The sequence below is a fragment of the Bacillus cereus group sp. BfR-BA-01441 genome (assembly GCF_022663075.1).
GTDB classification, from domain to species: Bacteria; Bacillota; Bacilli; order Bacillales; family Bacillaceae_G; genus Bacillus_A; species Bacillus_A cereus.
Genome location: NZ_JAKUEU010000009.1, coordinates 78,291 through 93,110 on the forward strand (window position 1 = coordinate 78,291; position 14,820 = coordinate 93,110).

The following is a 14,820-nucleotide window of genomic DNA, read 5'->3' on the forward strand; positions in this document are numbered from 1 at the left end:
GTTCTGCTTCATGTGAGAAAGGAAGGAGAAAATATGAGAAAAATAATTTTAGCTTCAGGGTCACCTCGGAGGAAGGAATTGCTTGAGTTAGCTAGTGTGCCATTTGAAATCGTTGTAAGTGAAGTAGAGGAAACAATTGGTGCATATTCATCGCCTTCTGATATTGTAATGTCGCTTGCCTTGCAAAAAGCATCAGCGGTGGCAGAAAATAATAGTGATCACATTGTGTTAGGTGCAGATACAATTGTTACATATGAGTCGCGTATTCTTGGTAAGCCTTCTAATGAGGATGAGGCGAAAGAGATGTTGCAATTACTATCAGGGAAAACACATGAAGTGTATACAGGTGTTGCAATTATAGCAAAAGAAAAAACGGTTACTTTTTATGAGCGTACAGAAGTTACATTTTGGGAGTTAACAGAAGAGGAAATTGATACATACGTCGCGTCGAAAGAACCTCTTGATAAAGCCGGTAGTTATGGGATTCAAGGTAAAGGATCTATTTTCGTTCAAAATATTCAAGGGGACTACTATAGTGTAGTTGGCTTACCAATTGCACGTCTCGTTCGGGAATTAAAACAATTTGATATTGATGTAACCCATGCGTAAAATTGCATGGGGTTTTCTTTGAGAGAACAAATAAAGGGGTGGAGAGATGAACGGTATTCGTGATGTTGTAAGAGAAGAACAGCCACGGGAGCGTTTATTGTTAGAAGGTGCTGGAAGTTTATCAAATCGAGAGCTTCTCGCAGTGTTACTCAGAACAGGTTCTAAAGAAGAAACAGTTTTAAAGTTGTCAGATAAAATTTTACATCAATTTGATGGCTTACGTATGTTGAAAGATGCAACATTAGAAGAGCTAATTAGTATACATGGTATTGGGATTTCAAAGGCATCGCAACTTATGGCAGCCTTTGAACTAGGCAGAAGAATGGTACGTTTAGAATATCAAAATAGATATAGTATTCGAAGTCCAGAAGATTGTGCGAAATACATGATGGAAGAAATGCGTTTTTTACAACAAGAGCATTTTGTTTGTTTATATTTAAATACAAAAAATCAAGTTATACATAGGCAAACGATCTTTATTGGAAGTTTAAACACGTCAATTGTACACCCGAGGGAAGTTTTTAAAGAAGCCTTCCGTCGTGCAGCAGCCTCTATCATATGTCTTCATAACCATCCCTCAGGAGATCCCTTATCCATAGTATAATAAAACATAGATTATAAAGTAGTAAAGTAGGGGAACGTACTTTTTATATTACTTTATATAATAAATATATGTAGTTAAAATTGATACTATATAAAGTATTCAAAGAGGAGGTAAATATGAAGGTACAACGGATAGAAGTAAAGGGGAAATCTTATCCACTTTATATATTATTAGATAGTCAATACAAAATGGTAATTCCGGTTATGGAGTTTATCAAGTATTTAGATAATACAGGCAAAGCACCAAATACAATTAAGACATATTGTTATCATTTGAAATTATTTTATGAATTTATTGAAAGAAAAAATATCAAGCTTAATCAAGTACGACTTGAAGGATTAGTAGAATTTATTGGATGGTTGAGAAATCCTTTAGAAAATCAAAGTGTATTCAATTTTCAACCTTTAGAATCAATAAGAGAAGAAACTACTATAAACGCTATTTTAAATGCAGTATTAAGTTTCTTTGAGTATTTAGCTCGATCTGAACAATATGAAGGAATTAATGTATTTAAAGAAGCGAGAGGAAGGGATTTTAAAGGATTTCTTCACCATATTAGCAAAAATAAAAAAGGTAAGAAAAATATTTTAAAGTTGCGAGTGAAAAAGAAAAGAATAAAAACACTTACTGAGCCAGAAGTGAAGAATATTATAGGAGCGTGTAATTGCTTAAGGGACAAACTAATAATGATGTTAATGTATGAAGGAGGACTTCGTATAGGCGAAGTTTTAAACCTTCAAATAGAGGATATTATAACGTGGGATAATCAAGTGAAAATTACACCGAGAGAGATATCTTTGAATGAATCATATATAAAATCCAAAAGAGAACGTATAATTCATGTTAGTAAAGAGCTTATGAAATTATATACTGATTATCTTATTTATGAATACCCTGAAGAACTGGAACATGCTTATGTATTCATAAATTTTAAGAAATCTTATTTTGGAAAACCAATGAAATATCAGAGTGTACTAGACTTAATTAGACGTTTATCTAAAAAGACAGGCATTAAGTTTAATGCACATATGTTTCGTCATACTCATGCAACGGAGCTAGTTAGAAATGGTTGGGATGTTTCTTATGTGCAAAAACGATTAGGTCATGCTGCAGTTCAAACTACTTTACGGACATATGTGCATCTTTCAGATGATGATATGAAACAGGAATATCAAAAGTATCTTAAAAGGAGAAAATAGTCTTGCTTACTTCTAAAAAACAGAAAATTTTAGAAAGTTCGATTATTCACAGAAAAATAGTAGAAATGAGTGAAGAGTTAAAGGGTTTTTGGAAAGATGATCGGTGGGATATTAGAAAGTGCCCACATCCTTCCGCTATGGAGATAGCTAAACGTAAAGCAGTTCGTATTAGATGGGTGAATTTTCAGGACATAGAAAATATCTGGTTAAAAATTGAGCTAAAATATTTTTTTTTCTATCATATAAAAAATGAAATATGGAGTGCACAAACTGTATGGATTAGAAAAGGTACAGTTATTGGTCGAATGTTGAAGTTTTTTATATCGCGATATCCAGATGTTAAAACTATTACAGAAATCCCCATTGAAAAAGCATTAAGTGAATATCGAATGTATCTCGTGAAACAGGGCATACGGACCACAACAACTAATTATAAAGTAACAGCGAAACAAGAACGTATTAAAGTTGAAGCAAATTCTTATTATATTACAATGTTGAAGCAATTTATGGAATTTTATGAAGACTATTATTTTGATGGTAAAGAGTTAGAAAAGGATGTATGGGATAGGCGGAAGCTGAATTTACCTAAGGAAAAAATCAATCCAACACAATATGGATATTTAATAAATTTTAAGGGCTATAAAAATCATTATTTTAAAGAAATTGTAAAACGGTATTGTCAATTAAAATTAAACACAGATAGTTTTAGTCATGTATCAGATATAGCACAAAGTTTGAGAGTTTTTTTTAACTTTTTACACGACCAATTCCCTCATATCGGAAAAATTAAGCAGATAACGAGAAAAATTATGGAGGAATACATTGGAGTTCTGAATGAGCAGGGGTTAGCATCATCAACTATCAGGGGAAAAATTAGTGCAATTCAAATGTTTTTTTCATCGATACAACGTTTTGACTGGGAGGATATTCCTCAAAAAACACTAATATACCCAGAAGATTACCCTAAAATGGTCAGACCGACTCCAAGGTTTATTGATGATTATGTACTGGAACAATTAAATAAGAAATTGGATAAATTACCTAAATATATTGCAACTATGGTAATGATTATTCAAGAGTGTGGTATGAGAATTAGTGAGTTATGTTCTTTGAAAAAAGATTGTTTATTACAGGATAAGGACGGAGATTATTTCTTAAAGTATTATCAATGGAAAATGAAAAAGGATCATATTATTCCTATCTCTAAAGAGGTAGCAGAATTAATACAGGTACATGAAAAATATACAGATCCATCCTGTGAGTATTTATTTGCTACTAAGCAAGGGTTGCCTTTAAAACAAGACACATTTAGAAAAGCGTTAAATGATTTAGCCGTGGAAGAGGAAATTGTTGATCGACAAGGGAAAGTGTTTAGATTTCATGCGCATGCTTTCCGACATACAGTTGGAACCAAAATGATTAACAATGGAGTACCACAGCACATTGTACAAAAATTTCTTGGTCACGAATCTCCTGAAATGACAAGTAGATATGCTCATATTTTTGATGAAACTCTTAAGATAGAATTTGAAAAATTTCAAGAGAGGTTAGTGACTAAAGAAGGAGAATTTGTTGACTTTGAAAAAGGAGAAGTTAACACTACAGATTTTCAATGGTTTAAAAAGAATATTAATGCACAGGTATTGCCAAATGGATACTGTCGTCTACCTATAGTGACAGGGCCCTGTCCACATGCTAATGCTTGTTTGGATTGTACACACTTTTGTACTAGTAAAAAGTTCTTAAAAGAACATGAAGAACATTTAAACAGAACGGAAGAGCTACTAACTTATGCAATGAAAAATCAATGGCAACGGCAAATTGAAACAAATAAGCGTGTAAAAGAAAAATTAGAGCATATTATCCATTCTTTAAAGGAGACAGAATGATATGGTTGAACATAAAAGAAATACCAAATCAATTGTTCATTTGGCTAAAGAAAAATCAAAAAAAACAAAAGAAAAAGTAGACAGAGTAATTTCTCAGTTAGCGTTGAGTGGGGAAACAATTAATTTTAATACAGTATCTAAAGTTGCGGGTGTTTCAAAGTCTTGGTTATACAAACAAGAAGGTGTAAGGGAAAGAATTGAATTATTAAGAGGACAACAAATCAAAAGGAAGGTTGTTGTTAATCAACATAAAAGTCCACGATCAGAAGAAGTTTTAATCAAAACTTTGAAGAACAGGCTAAAAGTTTTAGAAGAAGAAAATAAGATTTTAAAAAAGCAAATTCAGGAGTTATATGGACAAGTCTATAGCCAAAGTAATTAAAGATAGGTGTCTTTAGAGCAATATGGATATTAACTTTTAGGAAAATTGTGCGCTAAGGAGCCTATAAATGTTTCTTAATAGATTTATAAACGTGACAAACCGTGATTTAACAGGACTACAAGCTTTATCCTTAAAGTTAAACTTTAAAATACAGCATTGTTTAATTGCCCCCATAAAGCTTTTTGCCTGTATAGAAGAAGGCAACTATTGCTATATTATTACACTTACCCCTTAGTAAAAAGACTATTAATTTTTCTAATTAAAAATCTGAATCACTTAACTTCACATATAACAAATATTGGATTAAGTGATATAATTTAATCAATGTTGTGATAATTATAAAACTTAATTTTGGGGGTAAATAAAATGGAAACAGAAGGAGTCAAACAGGGGTATTGGGCAATTGCGACACAAAAACACTTAAGGTTGTATGCTCAAGAGAGTCCTGGATTGGGAAGATTAGGTAATTTAAACACTGCTGGTAAAGCGGGAAGGTTTCTAGGGGTTATAAGGGGCAATGACAGAATAACTAATATGGATAAACTTCAACAAATGGCTGAAAGTGTAGGAATTGTTAGCCGGGCGGAGCTAGAAAGAATTATTTTGCCGGACATTGAAAAGGCATCCGACAAAAGGGTAGAGCTAATCAAGGATGTTAAGGGTGATATTGTTGGTATTCAAGAATATCTGCTTTCCAATAATTCGATATTAGAGACCACTGGAAAGTTATTTGAGAATTTAAATCCAAATGAAATTGAACTCTCCTCTATAGAAGCAATGGATGAGACGAAAAGAATCCCCTACTTTCAAAATGAACTGATTCAAATTTTAGCAGCTAAAGGCTTTAAAGAAGAAAGCATTAAACTTTCTTTAATTCTTCAACAAGAATATAAGTTATTGACGATGGTTAACAAAAGCAAACATTCAGATCCTATCATAAGCAATGAATATGTTTGGGGATACAACCATGACAAAATTGCACTAGCTGTTTCTTCTCTTGGTATTACAGAAAAAGAAACTCTTAAGCAAATAATTGCAAAAATTCAAGGGCATCAAGGGATTCCTATGGAATGGTTACCTAAAGAAGCGGAAGAAATAATTAAAACAGCTAAAAGAACAGGAATGATTAATCCCACCTCGATAATTTCAAATAGAGGCATTCAAAAAGAATTTGGATTTAGTTCTAAACTATTAGAAGTAGATAATCTAATGTATAACGATGATATCTTAGACGATGTTAAATTATTACTTGCATCTATTAGATTCGGGGAAAATTATACTGAGTATTCAACGATTACTGATCCAGTAAAATTCCTTTCAAAACTTCTTAATACAGGATTTATTGGACCTCACTCGGCAAATGCAACAGATTATACTTTGCTTGAGAAGAAGGGGATTGTAAGGGTAGTTACCAAAACAGTACCTGGTTTTTATGGAGCTAGAACTGGTCCATGTTTAGAAATTGTCAAGGAAGACATAGCACAAAATACTTTAAATATAATCTCCAATCCTGATTTTATAATGAATGATTATGGAGGAATTAATGATTTTTCATCTATGATGGATGCAGGAGGATTTATAACTCCTGAGCATAATAGAGCAATTTTAGGTGAATTATCAGAATCATCCAGGGAATTAGAGGAGGAAGCTCTTAAGAAGTTGAGAGGTGAGAATATACAATGAGTGATAATGATAAACAAAAACACACTAAAATGGAGTCAAGTCAAGGAACCTTTAATACCGAAGGTTCTAAAGGTACAGAAGTAAAAAGAAATGAAGTGAAAATAAAGGGTGATAGTAAAGGGAAATCGTCAACCATAAAGATACCTAAAGGTGATTTGCTGGAATATAGAATAAAAAGACTTCTATTTCATATGGGGTATTTTCCTAAAACCAATGTATTTATTAAATCATCAATAGATGACGGTGCCGATCCTATTACAGACCTAGATGTTTACGGGATTTCAGTTTTAAATAATTTTTCAACTAAAACATTATGGGCTGATTGCAAATCGGGTAGTGTAAGGGTACATGAGAGGATATCTTGGATCAAGGGTGTAAAAGAGGAAGCCAATATAGATGAGGTTTTATTTGTAGCTCCCAACGTAAGGACAACTGTAAAACAGTATGCTGGTAAATCAAATATCAGAATATTAGATGTTAATTTAATAGAAAGATTAGAAGGTAATTACAATATTGCCTTCAATGATTGGAAAGGATCCTGGAACCCTTATGAACAGTTAGGTTATCTAAATAAGCTTTCTAACATTAATGTTCCTACAATCGGATTATATAAAAAAATAGCGAAATTTATTTCTACAGATTTTTGGGTGCTTGACTGCTATAGTCAATTAAAAAAAACAATAACTGGAATAAAAGATTTGTACTTGGGATACGGAGTTCATTCGGACCCAGAAGTAAAACGAATAATTAAAATGGCAATTTATGAACTTATTACGCTCCTTACGTCAGCTATTTTAACAATAGTAAAGGAAACACTGTATTTCAAAGACGAAGAGAAGAAGGAAATAATATTTGATGCGCTCTCTTCAGGCGATATCCCAAACAAAAAACGAAAAGAAATATTTGATGCTGCTTTCAGATATGCATACAGTATGATTAAAAGAAGTAAACCAGATATCGAAATTCCAGTCGAAATGCCAGTAATCAACATTACTCCTCCAAATTATGCGCCGATACTTTTTGAATTAATTTTAAGAATTAACAAATATCCTAATCAATATACAGATGTATTAAGATTTATTGATGTAAGTCTTATGGAATATGAATTACAATCAAAACCATTGGATAGGTTATACCTTAATAAAATTTTTAATAATAATGATGAATTAATACGTGGTGTAAAAACTATTCTCCATTTCGTTTGTGAAATAACAGATATTCCTCGGTCCTTTTTTATGGTATTAGAGTAAATTTAGTGGGGCAAACACATACAAAGGTTTGCCCCTTTTTATTATAAATAATGATTTATACATAGCTAACTAATTGACTTTATATAGGCTTAACAAAATGGGGGTTTTGTGCATCTTTTTATATTTTTTATGAGGCAAATCTCGTTCTTGTTAGGGAACATATATGATATATTTAAGATAATATAATTAATATAAAAAGAGGTTTTAGAGAAGAGGGGTTTGAGGTTGAAAGTTCATTTTATCCAATTATCAGATATTCATTTTCAATATCAAAATTATAATATAATGCGAATGAGAGATTCATTATCAGAGTATCTCGAGCAATTAAACAAGGAGAATGGAATAGACTTTTTTGTTGTAACTGGTGATATTACTCATCAAGGAAGAGGATACACTACGGATGTCAAAGAATTTTTAGATGACGTTTTAAAAAGTACAAATCTTACAAAGAAAAGTATGTACATTATACCAGGCAATCATGATGTTAACCGCTCTAAACAAGTAAGGGGTTTCATAATTGATAATATGCAAGGGAAAAAAGATGCGTCTGATGAATTAAACGGAGAAATGTATTCTACTTTATTACAGGGACAAGAAGAATTTTTTAAATTTTATAGTAGTTATTTAGGAGAAGAATATCCGCAGGAAGAGCTACATTTCATAAAAAAATCCGATAAATATAACGTTTTTCACATTAATACTTGCTTAGTTTCAGGTAAAAATGGTGAAGAAGGGCATTTATTAGTTGATATTAATAAGTTCTATAAAGTTATAAGAGAATTAAGACAAACTAAAGATGAAAAAGTATTGAATATTGCAATTGGGCATCACACACTTGGGTGTCTTTGTGAAGCAGACAGAAATGCAATGATGAGTAATTTTGTTGACTACAACGTCGACTTATATTTATCTGGACATGTTCATGATCCCTCATATAACGTAAGTGCAAATCATGGAGATGCACCATTCCTTGAATTGGTGAGTGGTGCTGTAATGAGTGATGAGTATGCAACACCAGGATTTGTAGACGTTGAGGTAAATTTAGAAAATGGTCAAACTAATGTCAGATATCATATATGGAATAATTCTGCAGAATATTGGGCTGTAGATAATCAAGTAGGTAGAAGAGTGAGGAGCGGTACATTAAACCATACCGTAGAAAGATTAAATAAAAAAAAAGTACCTGAAGTATTAGCTGAATTGGGGGTATATAAAGGAGACTCTTTAGAAGTAGATGAAAATGAGTTTAAAAACTTTATTATTGATCTACATGAGAGTATAGCTTCTCAAAAGCATACAGGAGGAAGTTTTGATTATAAAGTAGATTTAGAAGACAAATTTACAAATATGGTTTGTAGTGAAACCTTCCAGATAAATTTTGATACTTACTCGAGGTACTTTGATATAATTGAGAAGATTATGTCCTCTACATCATATGTTTCATCTGATAAGAAAGAATTGATAACGGAGGAAATTAGCGATAAGTATTTATTGATTCATCACCAATGTAAAACGGGTGATGAAATTTTTATAAAATTAGTTGAGCAACTAACAGAAGAATATGCTAGTTATTTTTCTTATTCTAAATTACGAGTAAAAAGGCATATAAAGATACTAACCAGCTGGGTTATATACAAATGTCTAATATTTAATGACGATAAAAGAGAGATAGTAATGTAGAATGGAGGGCTTAAGACTTACTGCAGATTGTATACTTAGAGATTCGATTTATGCATATTTTAAAAAAAATAAAGCCGTTACTACTAATTCAAAAAATGTAGTGGTTCCTTTTTTAAAAAATATTAATTTAAACTTCGATAAAAAGGAAAGGTTAGCTATGAAATATTTTCTGTTAAATAAACAAAGTACAGTTGAAGAAAACGTGATGTTTACGGCTAAAATTCTTTATGAACAAATCGGTGATTCAAAGCTACATATAGATGAGCTTTTCTTAGAGTTTATAAAAAAACAAGATATTACTTTGAACTTAAATATAGAGCGTGTTTTATATTTAGCGTTAACATTCTTGTTCACAATAGGGAAAATTAAATTTAATGATAATATGATAGAAAGGGTAGAGAAAAAATAACAATGATTTTAAAAAAATTGATTATATATAGTCTACGTGACAGGGAAAAATTAAAAGAGTATGAATTTAATCCTAAAGGTTTGAATATAATTTTAGGGGAAAAAAGAGAAAACGAAGATGAAACTAATGGTGTCGGTAAAACAACTATGGTGGATTGTTTACAAATGTTATTAGGGAAAAGTATCTCTAATTATTATGAAAATAACGTTATCTTAATTGAGAGAAATCCATTTATTGTTCTTGAAGTAGAAGTACGTGGTGAAACAATATTTTTAGGTAGATTGTTTACTAGTCCACGCAATGGCTATATTCTACGTTTAGAAAAAGTATCTTTTGATATAAATGACTGGGAAAAAATAAAGATTACGGATTATAAAAAAGCTATAGAGAGCTTTGTACTAGATAACAGTGATAAAAAAATTACTTTTGCAGGTCTAAGGGAATATATTATTCGAGATGAGAAAACGGGATTTAATGATATTGTACTTCCTAATAGGGCAGCACTTAAACAATACATGCTATTAGCATATCTTTTTAAAATGCCGTATGAGACAGAAAATAAAATTAAAGTTTTGAATAAGGAAATAGAAAAGCTTAATAATGAAATTAAACTAATCGAATCTTTAACAGGTGACATCGGAAAACTAAAGGTTAGAGAAGAAGAATTTATTAAGGAAATAGAAGAATTAAACTCTTTAATAGAGCAAGCGAAAACAGTAAAACGATACAATGAGAATACGGTTGAGTATTCAAAGGTGAAAAAAACTTTAAATGAAGTACAGGATACAATATTTGAGTACGAACATATTTGTAATCAATATAAAAAAAATATAGACAACCTAGTAGATAAAGTCAATGAAATAAAAAAATTAGATGATGTGGAAGAGTTTTATGAGGAATTAGTAGGATTCTTTCCAACTGAGGTTAAAGAGAATTATCAAGAAGTTAAAGAGTTCTATGATTTTATGGTAGAAAGTAGAGGGAAATACTTTAATAATAAAATAGAAAATTTACAGTCCAAGTTAAAAAAGCTTTATGAACTCAAAGCTGAATTAGAGGTGCAATTAGAAACAAGTACGCAAATGCTCAATACGAATGAATTTATTGAAGACCTCTCGATTTTAATGAATGATCGTAGGGAAAAAGAAGTTGAGCTAACTGAAATTAAATTACGCATCAAAGACTATAATAAAATGAATACATTAAATGATCAGATCAATGAAATTCAACAAGAGATACTAAGAATAAACTCAATGAATTATGATGAAGTTACCTCGTATAATGAACAAAAAGAACGATTACAAGAAATTTTCAATAATCTAATGCAAGTTACGTATAATCAAAATGGTTTCCTAGACTTTGAATATGATAATAGGATTAAAAATGCTACCCTAGGTAGGCTGAAAGTAAGTTGTTCAATCCCGGATGAGAAGTCACATGGCAGACTACATATGAAAGTAAATATGTTTGACTTAACATGGTTCTTGTATAGGAGAGAACAAAACGAGCCTATAGAGTTTCTAATTCATGATGGTTCTTATTCAAAACCGGATGATCATGTAAAGGGTAAATTATTAAGAGTCATTGGTGAGGAGCTACACAAAGTAGGTAGTGGACAATATTTTGTAACTCTTAATAAAAGCGAATTATTAGAAGAGGATTTAAAGTTTTTTGAACAAAATAGATGTATTGTAGCAAAATTAGACCGAACTGAAGAAGAAGTAAATAGATTTTTCGGTTTTAAATTTTAAATAAGAATATAAAGCAAAAAAGTTTCAATCCCTTCTTTTAATATTAGTTATAAGAAGGGTTTTTTTTGAGGAATTATGTTAAAAATATGTTTGATGTTAAAGTATACATATGTATACAGGTTGTCTTCATACTCATAAAGAATATGCATATAGTTCTTTTATAATTCATTTTTAAGATCAAATTCTATAATCAATTCGTGTATTATAAAATCTAGACATTGAACTTGACCCAAAAGACTATCTCGCATACAAGAAAACTCATTTTGTATAAGTTGACTGGCAATAATCTCTTTTCGGGAAATAAGGCGCTTAGTGTGATCAATTATTTTTCCCCTTCTAAATGTTTCTGCCATCTATATCACCTCGTGTGTTTTTGTGGTTTTCCATCATGTATACGATTGTATACGTATTTAAAATGAAGATGTAGAACCTTCTGGTAAGAATACTTCCCTAAAAATATTTTAAATATGTGAAAAGTGATGTGAAATAATTCAAGATGTAACTCTTCTTTAAAGACATGTACTCAAAGTTAGAAGGCTGATTTGAAAGTTTTTTTTGAAATTCACTATTGATAAGACCCAACGCCGAGCCGTGAAGATATTGCAGTAACAAAACGCTTAGTAGAATGCGGCCAGATTATCGGAATTGAAGTGCTTGATCATATTATAATAGGTGACCATAAATTCGTGAGTTTAAAGGAAAAAGGTCATATTTAAGACTATGCTTTTTACTTATTTTGTTTTATAATGTGATTTATGAGTTTTTTGTAGAAATTTATCTACAAAAAGGATAAAGATATAAAAAACGTACTGTTTTTATAATATAAAGTAAGAAAAAATGAGTCCGTGAAAACAAGAAAGGAAGATAAATAATATGTTTGGATTTGGTGGATTTACTCGCGATCTTGGAATAGACTTAGGAACTGCGAACACGCTTGTATATGTAAAAGGAAAAGGTGTAGTTTTACGTGAACCTTCAGTAGTTGCGTTACAAACTGATACGAAACAAATCGTTGCTGTAGGTAGCGATGCAAAACAAATGATTGGTCGTACACCAGGGAACGTTGTGGCACTTCGCCCGATGAAAGACGGTGTAATTGCTGATTATGAAACAACTGCAACAATGATGAAATATTACATTCAACAAGCTCAAAAATCAAACGGTTTCTTCTCACGTAAGCCGTATGTAATGGTATGTGTACCATCTGGTATTACAGCTGTAGAAAGACGTGCAGTAATCGATGCGACTCGTCAAGCGGGTGCTCGTGATGCTTATCCTATCGAAGAGCCATTTGCAGCAGCAATTGGTGCAAACTTACCTGTTTGGGAACCAACTGGTAGTATGGTTGTTGATATCGGTGGCGGTACAACAGAAGTTGCAATTATTTCTCTAGGTGGTATTGTAACAAGCCAGTCAGTCCGTGTTGCTGGTGATGATATGGACGATTCAATCATTCAGTACATTAAGAAAAGCTATAACTTAATGATCGGTGAAAGAACAGCTGAAGCATTAAAATTAGAAATTGGTTCTGCAGGCGAGCCAGAAGGTATCGAGCCTATGGAAATTCGCGGTCGTGATTTAGTAAGTGGTTTACCAAAAACAGTACTAATTCAGCCAGAAGAAATTGCAGATGCATTAAAAGATACAGTAGATGCGATTGTAGAATCAGTTAAAAATACGTTAGAAAAAACTCCACCTGAATTAGCGGCTGATATTATGGACCGCGGTATCGTATTAACAGGTGGCGGGGCATTACTACGTAATTTAGATAAAGTAATTAGTGAAGAAACGAAAATGCCAGTTCTTGTTGCAGAAGATCCATTAGATTGCGTAGCAATTGGAACAGGTAAAGCATTAGACAATATCGATCTTTTCAAAACTGCTGCTCGATAATATTGCAAAATAAAAATCAGTGAAATTAAGAGGGTGTGAACGTGCCACAGTTTTTCTTAAACAAAAGATTAATTGTTTTGTTGGTTAGTATTATTCTTCTCGTGGCATTGATTGGAATCTCATTGAAAGAACGGAACAGTTTAACATGGCCAGAGCAGTTTGTTAAAGATACTGTCGGTGTTGTAGAACGTGTATTCCAAAAGCCAGCGAAATACGTAGCTGGATTCTTCGAAAATGTAGAGGATGTAAAGCGCACGTATGAAGAGAATAAAGAATTAAAAGCAAAATTAGATAATTATGCAGGTCTATCAGGGAAAGTAAAACAATTAGAAGATGATAACAAGAAGTTACAAGAGCTAACTGGTAAAAAAGAGTTAAATAGCGGGTATACTGAAATTCCAGCTACTGTTGTTTCTCGTAATCCAGATAAATGGTACGATTTAATTGGAATTGATAAAGGGGCACAGCAAGGAATTAAAAAAGATATGGCTGTAGTAACTTCACAAGGGTTAGTTGGAAGAGTGAAAAGTGTATCTCAGTTTACATCATCAGTAGAATTACTAAGTTCTATGAGCCGAACAAATCGCGTTTCTGCTATTGTACAAGGGCAAGAGAAAATCTTTGGATTGATTGAAGGTTATGACAAAGAAAAGCAATTACTTCTTTTCACAAAGATTGGCTCTGATGCACCGGTAGAGAAAGATCAACTAGTTGTAACATCTGGACTGGGTGATATTTTCCCGAAAGGTCTTGTAATTGGAAAAATCGTTGAAGTTCAGCCGGATGCATATGGCTTAACAAAAACAGCTTATGTAAAACCTGCCGCTGATTTAAATGACGTAGAGCATATTACGGTTGCTAAACGTGCAACACCTTCAGCGCCATTAGAATAGGAGGAGAAGAAGAGATGATGAAGATATTAAAAAGAGCAGCTCTTCCTCTTTTGCTCCTTTTTGTGTTTCTATTTGAAAATATGTTTGCTACTGTTGTTCCAACGGATGTATTTTGGAAAGACAGCATAGCAGCACCGCATTTCTTTATAATCGTCTTATGTTTTATTACAGTGTATTATAGTCCGGTCCAAGGGATTTATTACGGACTATTATTTGGCTTCTTATTTGATACCGTATACACAGAACTTGTCGGGATATATATTTTTGCTTATCCGATTTTAGCTTATTTAGTATATAGTGTGATGAAAGTACTACAATTGAATTTATTTATTGTTGTTTCTATCATATTAGCTAGCGTTGTAGCACTAGAGTATTATGTGTATGGATTCTTAACTTTATTAGGACGTACTCATATGCCAGCGTATGTCTTTTTCACAGATCGTCTCCTTTCTACTTTATTGTTAAATGCTATTTTCTTATTGATAGTTTGTTTCCCACTGAGACGATATATAGTGCGTCTTTCAAAAGCGATGGAAGAAAAAGAAAAAAGGATTTTCTAATTTTATGTCGAATTGAAT

Annotated in this window: 14 protein-coding genes and 1 pseudogene; 14 read left to right on the forward strand and 1 reads right to left on the reverse strand. The window is 32.0% G+C overall.

What is annotated here, in order from left to right; translation table 11 throughout:
• The first annotated feature begins 33 nt into the window (after positions 1–33).
• From MR107_RS06500 to MR107_RS06545, 10 genes are all read left to right on the forward strand, one after another.
• On the forward strand, positions 34–609 hold the full coding sequence (locus tag MR107_RS06500; protein WP_001226291.1) for a Maf family protein: 576 nt from the start codon (positions 34–36) through the stop codon (positions 607–609).
• Between the two features lie 46 nt (positions 610–655).
• Positions 656–1,213: a RadC family protein gene (gene radC / locus MR107_RS06505; protein ID WP_098276348.1), complete on the forward strand. Its 558-nt coding sequence runs from the start codon at positions 656–658 to the stop codon at positions 1,211–1,213.
• Positions 1,214–1,329: 116 nt separating this feature from the next.
• The gene (locus MR107_RS06510) at positions 1,330–2,412 is read left to right on the forward strand and encodes a tyrosine-type recombinase/integrase (protein WP_088107384.1); all 1,083 of its coding nucleotides are present in this window, start codon (positions 1,330–1,332) and stop codon (positions 2,410–2,412) included.
• Positions 2,413–2,477: 65 nt separating this feature from the next.
• Positions 2,478–4,301 (forward strand): tyrosine-type recombinase/integrase, encoded by a 1,824-nt coding sequence (locus MR107_RS06515; RefSeq protein WP_429775010.1) that lies wholly within the window; start codon positions 2,478–2,480, stop codon positions 4,299–4,301.
• A 1-nt stretch (position 4,302) separates the two neighbouring features.
• Positions 4,303–4,683 (forward strand): DUF6262 family protein, encoded by a 381-nt coding sequence (locus MR107_RS06520; protein WP_044784519.1) that lies wholly within the window; start codon positions 4,303–4,305, stop codon positions 4,681–4,683.
• A 366-nt stretch (positions 4,684–5,049) separates the two neighbouring features.
• A complete protein-coding gene (locus MR107_RS06525) occupies positions 5,050–6,366 on the forward strand; it encodes a hypothetical protein (protein ID WP_044784518.1) in 1,317 nt (438 codons plus the stop codon).
• Positions 6,363–7,616, forward strand: coding sequence for a hypothetical protein (locus MR107_RS06530; protein WP_242292196.1), 1,254 nt, complete (start codon positions 6,363–6,365; stop codon positions 7,614–7,616). Before MR107_RS06525 ends, MR107_RS06530 begins: the two co-directional genes overlap by 4 nt.
• Before the next feature lie 225 nt (positions 7,617–7,841).
• A complete protein-coding gene (locus MR107_RS06535; protein WP_242292197.1) occupies positions 7,842–9,296 on the forward strand; it encodes a metallophosphoesterase family protein in 1,455 nt (484 codons plus the stop codon).
• A 1-nt stretch (position 9,297) separates the two neighbouring features.
• Positions 9,298–9,705, forward strand: a complete 408-nt coding sequence (locus MR107_RS06540) for an ABC-three component system middle component 6 (protein ID WP_044784514.1) — start codon at positions 9,298–9,300, stop codon at positions 9,703–9,705.
• A gap of 2 nt (positions 9,706–9,707) precedes the next feature.
• Positions 9,708–11,456, forward strand: a complete 1,749-nt coding sequence (locus tag MR107_RS06545) for a DUF2326 domain-containing protein (protein WP_044784513.1) — start codon at positions 9,708–9,710, stop codon at positions 11,454–11,456.
• A 158-nt stretch (positions 11,457–11,614) separates the two neighbouring features.
• Here MR107_RS06545 and MR107_RS06550 read toward each other — a convergent pair whose 3' ends face one another.
• Positions 11,615–11,809, reverse strand: coding sequence for a hypothetical protein (locus tag MR107_RS06550; RefSeq protein ID WP_044784511.1), 195 nt, complete (start codon positions 11,807–11,809; stop codon positions 11,615–11,617).
• Positions 11,810–12,031: 222 nt separating this feature from the next.
• On the opposite strand from MR107_RS06550, the pseudogene MR107_RS06555 reads away from it, so the two are divergent.
• The 4 genes and pseudogenes from MR107_RS06555 to mreD form a co-directional block, all read left to right on the forward strand.
• A pseudogene (locus tag MR107_RS06555) lies at positions 12,032–12,172 on the forward strand (JAB domain-containing protein); the annotation flags it as partial.
• A gap of 157 nt (positions 12,173–12,329) precedes the next feature.
• Entirely contained in the window at positions 12,330–13,349 is a 1,020-nt protein-coding gene (gene mreB, locus MR107_RS06560; RefSeq protein WP_000466736.1) for a cell shape-determining protein MreB, read from the forward strand.
• A gap of 41 nt (positions 13,350–13,390) precedes the next feature.
• The gene (mreC, locus tag MR107_RS06565) at positions 13,391–14,242 is read left to right on the forward strand and encodes a rod shape-determining protein MreC (RefSeq protein ID WP_001135488.1); all 852 of its coding nucleotides are present in this window, start codon (positions 13,391–13,393) and stop codon (positions 14,240–14,242) included.
• A gap of 14 nt (positions 14,243–14,256) precedes the next feature.
• Entirely contained in the window at positions 14,257–14,802 is a 546-nt protein-coding gene (gene mreD, locus MR107_RS06570; protein ID WP_000975766.1) for a rod shape-determining protein MreD, read from the forward strand.
• Positions 14,803–14,820: the final 18 nt, after the last annotated feature.